General features: G+C 60.7%; 4 protein-coding genes. 1 reads left to right on the top strand and 3 read right to left on the bottom strand.

Annotation, left to right across the window (positions count from 1 at the left end):
- Positions 1 to 676 precede the first annotated feature (676 nt).
- Complete coding sequence (locus tag WDLP6_RS31845) at positions 677 to 2233, top strand: RepB family plasmid replication initiator protein (RefSeq protein WP_083944123.1); 1557 nt, start codon at positions 677 to 679, stop codon at positions 2231 to 2233.
- Between the two features lie 150 nt (positions 2234 to 2383).
- On the opposite strand, the gene WDLP6_RS31840 is transcribed toward WDLP6_RS31845, so the two are convergent.
- The 3 genes from WDLP6_RS31840 to recJ form a co-directional block, all read right to left on the bottom strand.
- The gene (locus WDLP6_RS31840; protein ID WP_068673593.1) at positions 2384 to 3526 is read right to left on the bottom strand and encodes a ParB/RepB/Spo0J family partition protein; all 1143 of its coding nucleotides are present in this window, start codon (positions 3524 to 3526) and stop codon (positions 2384 to 2386) included.
- The gene (locus WDLP6_RS31835) at positions 3526 to 4245 is read right to left on the bottom strand and encodes a ParA family protein (protein WP_068673595.1); all 720 of its coding nucleotides are present in this window, start codon (positions 4243 to 4245) and stop codon (positions 3526 to 3528) included. The genes WDLP6_RS31840 and WDLP6_RS31835 overlap by 1 nt, the downstream gene beginning before the upstream one ends.
- 245 nt (positions 4246 to 4490) lie before the next feature.
- Positions 4491 to 6191, bottom strand: a complete 1701-nt coding sequence (gene recJ, locus WDLP6_RS31830; RefSeq protein ID WP_068673597.1) for a single-stranded-DNA-specific exonuclease RecJ — start codon at positions 6189 to 6191, stop codon at positions 4491 to 4493.
- Between the last annotated feature and the right edge of the window lie 170 nt (positions 6192 to 6361).

Here is a 6361-nt window from a genome sequence, read left to right as displayed (position 1 = left end):
AAGCATCCTCTTAGATTGTTAGTGACCGCCACAAATGCGCAGTCGCGTTGACGAGCGGATTCTGCCAGCACTTTTGTCGCTTGCGTGCGAAATACCAAAAAACTGACGAAGGACACGCGAAAACGGCACGTTTACGCCGTCTCCCAAAAATTAGCTCACCTTTGCCGGCCTGCGTTCGGTGGTCTGGTCGCCAACTCTCCCACCTGACAACAGCTTAGCTCTCAAAGCTCGGCTCCGTCGAGGTTGGCACCATCCGTAAGCTAGCGCTCGTTGCTGATACCCTGGCCTTCGTTCAGCATCTTTCGTATCGGTTTTTGGCTCCCGAGCGCGGGTTCGACGGCTCCTAAAGGTGAGTGGATTTGTTATCCACAGGCGGCCGACAAACGCTCACCTGACCAACAAATCAACACACCACAAGGCGGACAAGGGCTCACCGAACCCCGACACCCTCCGCATATCCACAGCCCTGAGCCCGAAAACGCCTCCCAATCAGCGTAAAAGCGCTCACCCGATTGACGCTAACACGTTGATTCCTCACAGCAATTTCAACAGTAAACAATTCAACGGCTCAACAGGAGTCTTCAACAGAAGAAGTCAAACAGCAGTCATGTCTCGGTCCATCTGAAGACGCGAACGCAAAGCCTTAAAACTCACCGTTAAGGCATAATCGACGCCAATGACCACCCTCCCATCCTCACCGCAAGCTGTATGGCCGCTGCAGGCTAGCCTGCTGGCAGGGGATGGCGAACCTCCGCGGCCCGCGAGACGACGTGCTAAGAAGGGTTCGAGCGATACAGCTGGAAAAGGGAGTGCAGCCGAAGGGAAGGAACTCGACCGGTTCATCAAGACCGTCGCTCCCGACGGCGGATACCTACGTAAGCCAGTAGAAGCGATTCTTGTAACGCCCAAGGAAGGTAAGCTGACGCTGCAGGCTCGGCGATTCCACAACGTTCTCCTGAGGCATGCCCAGGCAAGCCCATTGCCCGCGCCCGGGGAACGCTTCCAGATGCCGCTGTCGCAGTTCGTGCAGAACACGAGGCTTGAGCAGGTCAATAACGCATACCTGGCGGAGGTCCTACGGATGCTCATGACCACCACCGTCGAGTGGGGGGACGCATCGGCAAAGCTTTCTGGCCCGGAATACAAGTGGTCGGCGGCCACCCTTATCTCGCACGCAACGATTCAAAAGCGGGTGGGAGAGGTACCGGTTCTGCTCTACGACTTCGACCCCGACCTCAGACAGAAGATGCTGCGGCCGGAGTTCTACGCAAAAGTGGCTCTAGACGTCGGGCCAAAGATGTCGACTCACGCAGCACACGTCCTGTACGAACTGGGGCAACGGTACTTCAACGACGGCAAGGGATTCCAGAGCCAAGCGCTCCCCTGGCGCCAGTGGGTCGTGCCGCTCACCGGAAACGCCGACAGGCAAGTGGAGGGGCTCGAGTACAAGACATTCATGAGGGACGTTCTCAAGCCGGCGCTCCGGGACGTGAATGACCCGAACGTGCCGCAGATTCCGTTCACCATTGCCATCCATGAGCAACGCCTCGGCCGCCGAGTTGAATTCATCCGCTTCATCGTCCAGCCGAAGCGACAAGGAAGGTCAGCAAAGCTCGGGACTAAGGACGGACTCGAGATGCCGACGGAGGACCTCACCCTCATTGCACGAGCCATCCACCTGGGTATCTCGCAACACGAAGCTGAGGGAATCTACGAAAAGTACGGGCCACGCATGGGGGCCGGCCTTGAAGCCATGGAACGCCGCAAACTGAGCGAACCCATCGCCAACCCGGCAAACTATTTGCGGAAAGTCATTGTGGCCCAGCCGCCCTCAAGGGAGGACGTCCTGGACGTCGAGGTCAAAGCCATCGGCAAGCCCTTGCAGACGGCCGACACGACGACTAAGAACAACCTGGCGGTGCTCCGCAAGAGGCACGAAGAGTCACTTTTGAACGACGCAGAGGCGTTGCTGAATGAGAGTACTGCTCAGATGCGTCGAGCAGAGTACGAGTGTTTCGAGCGTGACGTTCTTGAAGACCTTAAGACGCCCCTGCAACGGGCCTGGCGCGAATTCCGCCGCAAGGACGTCAGCTCGGAGGCGAAACTTCCAATGTTTTTGCGGGACACCTTCCTGCGCTGGTACATCCGGGACAAGGGCTGGAAGGCTCTGGACTCGGATGACCTGCTGCATTGGGGTGCCCAACGGGGCCTGGTCGAGTTCAGGACGGCCTGATTTCGTCGACAAAATCGGCGTGGGCACCTGACCGACCGAGGGCCGCACCGGATTGTGTAAAGGCCGTAAGCGGATTTACGGCCCTGCAGCCTACCCCTGAATACCGCGATTTTGGCGACAAAATCCCGATGTCTGGAGCAGGGGAGGGCGCTACTTAGCGCTAGCTTTCCGGCGCGGAGCCTGCGGCGCCTTGCCGCCCCTCGTCCCTTGCGAGGCCTTTGGCCCGCGGGAGGTCGACTGTGAAGCCGGTGCGCGGGTGCCTGCGGCAGTTGGCTTGCTCCCGGCCCCGCCAAGCAGGCCTTCTGCCTTGAAGAGCTTTTCCAGTCGGTCAAAGAGTTGGTCGCGCATCGACGGCTCCACGTCTACCAGGCTGAATTCGAGGCGATTCGGAAACGCCTTCAGCACTCCGTTGCCCGCACCCTTGAGTTCGCAGCGTCGTTCCGGCGACTGCCGCTTGCTTTGCTCGGCCGGCATGTCACCAGCCTGAGAACCTTTTGCGATTTCCTGCAGCCGCCGGTTCGACACCCTTCGCGCGCGGATTTGCGGGACCAGCTTTCGCACGAGGTCGAGGCCCTTATCCTCGTAGCGGTCGGCAATGACCGCCAACCAGTAGCACGCGTCCACACCAAACGCCCCCACCGTCGATGCGAGCTCGTCGAGGATTTCCCGGGGGAGCGTCCCAATCTTGACCCGCTTGGACACCTCCGATTCGCTCAGCCCCATCGCCTTTGCGAACGACTTGCCGTCCATGCGGTGGGCCTTCATCTGCTCCGGGAACCTCACGGCATCGTCCAAGTGGTGCTGACCCTTGGCCTGGGCATTCATGTCCCGGGCCTCCCTGAAGAACTGCAGCCCCGCTTTGTGCTCAACGACTTCAACCAGGATTGTCGGATGACCGAGGTTCGCGAGCCCGCGACAGCGGCGGTGGCCGGCCTTCAGGACGAACCGTTGCTGCTTCTCGTCGTAGAAGACTTTGGCCGCTTCCTGCTGGCCGATGGCGGACAGCGACGCCTCCAGTTCTGCCTGCTCCGCAGCGTCAAAGTAGACACGGGGGTTTTCGGGATGCTCCACCACCAGGGAGAGCGGCATCGCGACACGGGCGCCAACAGGGTACCGAACCCCTTCGATGAACTCGGCATACCCGCCAGAACCAGCCGCGACCGCGCCCAGGCCGCGGCGAAGCGCTTGGTCGAGTTGCGCCAGGCCGTTGGAATACTTCCGGCGCGGAGTAGATGCGGCCGCCGCGGCAAGCCCGAACGATTCCTTGGCCAGGTCGGGGAGAGCTTTAGCCATCAGAGGAGCTCCTCGAGGAGTTGGTCGACTTCTTCACGCGCGGCCCTGGAACCAGGGATGCGGTACAAGCTTGTCCGGTAATTTGGGGCGTTCTCAAACGCGCTCAACTGCTTGAGCTGCGTCGCTAGCACTTTAGCCCGCACTTGACGCAGCTTGCTCCACTTCGCCACGCTCTCCCGTAAAACCGTAACGAGGCTTACGTTGGTCCGCCGATGGGCCTGCATGAAGTTCACCAGCAAGCGCACATCCAGTCTCGGACGACCGTGAGTGGCCCGCAGCTCGTTGATTTCTGCAAACAAAGGGAAGAGCTCCTCAAGCGCGTCGACGAACATGCCATTCGGCTTTGCGGGAACAACGACCTGGTCTGCTACAAACAGGGCCGCCTCAAGGTCGCTACTTGCCAGGTTTGGTGGCGTGTCGATGACGATGAAGTCGAAATCTTCACCGGTCGCCCGCTTCTGCTCCTCGTTGAGCTGATTCAGGGCTTGCAGGAACTCCAGCGGGCTGAAGCCCGACCGCTTCTCTACGCGAACAGGGAATCGAGGGAAGGACGAGGAGGGACGTGACTCCCACTTGAAGGCAGTCGCTTGCGGGTCTGCGTCAACCGTAACGACGTAAAGTCCTTTACGGCTGAGGGCGTCAGCCAGGCACATCGCGACCGTGGTCTTACCGGCGCCACCTTTCTGATTTGCGGTGACGATGATGCGGGTCTTCTTCATGGATGCCTGAGCCTCGTGTCCTTCGTGCGCTTGGTGAAATTCGGTGGAGAGGATACCAGCTAAACGCATGATTGAGCCTATAGAGGTTCAGCGCGCATGTTGAATTTCGTCGACAAAATAGCGGCGGAAGTTGTGCCCAGCCAGGCTCCGGCGGCGTTCCTAAAAAAAGAGGCCCCGTCCCAGAAGGGAGGAGCCTCGGTAGCCGCCGGCCCAAGATTGGGAACGTGGCAGAAGAAGAATGACGGTTAACCGAAGGTCTCAACCAGCAGCTGGACGTTGGTTTCGTCGTTGAAGCTGTTGGCATCGAGCTTGTATGCCAGCTTGAGCTCCGAGCCCTTTTGCGGCGGCGCGTCAGTATGGCGAAATTTCACAGCGCGAAACTTTCGGCCGTCCTTTTGGAGCAACATGCTCATGTGCTTGCCGCCACCGATGGAGCGAGCGTCGAGGACCTGGAACGCGTCGTAGAAGGTGGGTTCCGGGAATGCCTGGCCCCATACTTGCTCCTTGAGAATCGCGACCGTTTCGAGGCTCATCTCGTTCGCCTCGAGCGCACCATCCACCAGCAGGGTTTGCTGGAGGTCAGCGGCGGTCAACATTTCTCGCGCAACCTTTTCGAAGGCCTCTGCAAACTCAGCCAGGCCGCCGGCGCGTACTGTCACGCCAGCTGCCATCGCGTGCCCCCCGAACTTCGGGAGGAGGCCCGGATGCCGACGGTCGACCAGGTCGAGCGCGTCGCGCAGGTGGAAGCCGGGGATTGAACGGCCGGACCCCTTGAGCTCACCGTCCTTGCCTGAGGCGAGGATGAACGTGGGGCGCCAGATACGTTCCTTGAGTCGGCCAGCGACGATTCCGATGACGCCTTGATGCCAGTCCTCGGCGTGCAGGACGGCCGTATAGCGGTCCGCGCGGACGTCCGTGAGAAGGCGGCGAACGGCTTCGTCCGTCATGTCCCCTTCGATTGCCTTGCGGCGGTCGTTGATTCCGTGCAGCTCCTCCGCCAGCGCCTGGGCTCGTGCCACAGAATCTGTGGTCAAGCATTCGACGCCGGCGTCCATCGACTCCAGGCGCCCGGCCGCGTTGATACGCGGGCCGATGCCGAAAGCGATGTCACTGGTAGCCAGCATGCGCGGGTCCTTGCCGGAGACTTTTGCCAGGAAATCAACGCCGGGGAACGAGTGGCCGGCGCGAACGCGAAGCAGCCCTTCGTTCACCAGAATGCGATTGTTCGTGTCCAGCGCCACCACGTCCGCCACCGTTCCGATGGCGACGATGGGGAGCAGCGAGTCGACCGAGAATTCCGGGTCCGCCGAAACGATACCGCGCTCGAGGAGTTCGTCCTGCAGCGCCCACATTACGTACCACATCACCCCGCAGCCCGCGAGGGCCTTGGAGGGGAAAGGGCAGCCGTGCTGGTTCGGATTCACGATGCACAGGGCATCCGGATGGGTCTCGCCCGGCAGATGGTGGTCGGTGACCAGCACTGGAACGCCGAGGCGATTGGCTTCCTCGATGCCCGCGTGGGATGCGATGCCATTGTCCACCGTCACCAGGTAGTCAGGCTTTGGTTCAGCCGAACAGGCAATCCGGGCGATGGCAGGCGTGAGGCCGTACCCGTGCTCGATTCGGTTCGGGATGATGAAGCCGACGTTTGCGCCGAACGCCCGCAGTGCGCGAACGCCCACCGAGCACGCGGTGGCCCCGTCCGCGTCATAGTCGGCGACGATGAGCAAACGCTTCTTCTCCACGATTGCGTCAGCAAGCACTTTGGCCAATGCTTCGGCACCCAGGAGTTGGGAGTAGGGGATGAGCGCGCTTAGGCCGGTCGACACCTCAGCGGTGTCGGTAATGCCCCGCGACGCTAGGACGCGGGCGAGCACTGGGCTCATGCCGGAGCGGATGAGCTTCAGCACGGTGGAAGGTGGAAACCTTCGTTCTTCGATGTCCATGGGTGTCCTTGAGTGGAAATTGGTCTACGCCGTATAGCGCAGCGCGAACCGGCAGACCTGTTTCAGCCAGCAACGGTATGGCTTCCGAGTTTTAGCCATACGTGCTAAAATGCACGCCATTCTCGCGCAGAACTCCAAGAAAGCCAGCCTCTCCCGTGAGGGCCGTTGGT

Origin of the sequence: Variovorax sp. PBL-E5, assembly GCF_901827185.1 — a bacterium.
Lineage (GTDB): Bacteria > Pseudomonadota > Gammaproteobacteria > Burkholderiales > Burkholderiaceae_C > Variovorax.
The sequence above is the reverse complement of the archived record's forward strand: the minus strand, read 5'-3'. Positions and strand labels throughout refer to the sequence as shown.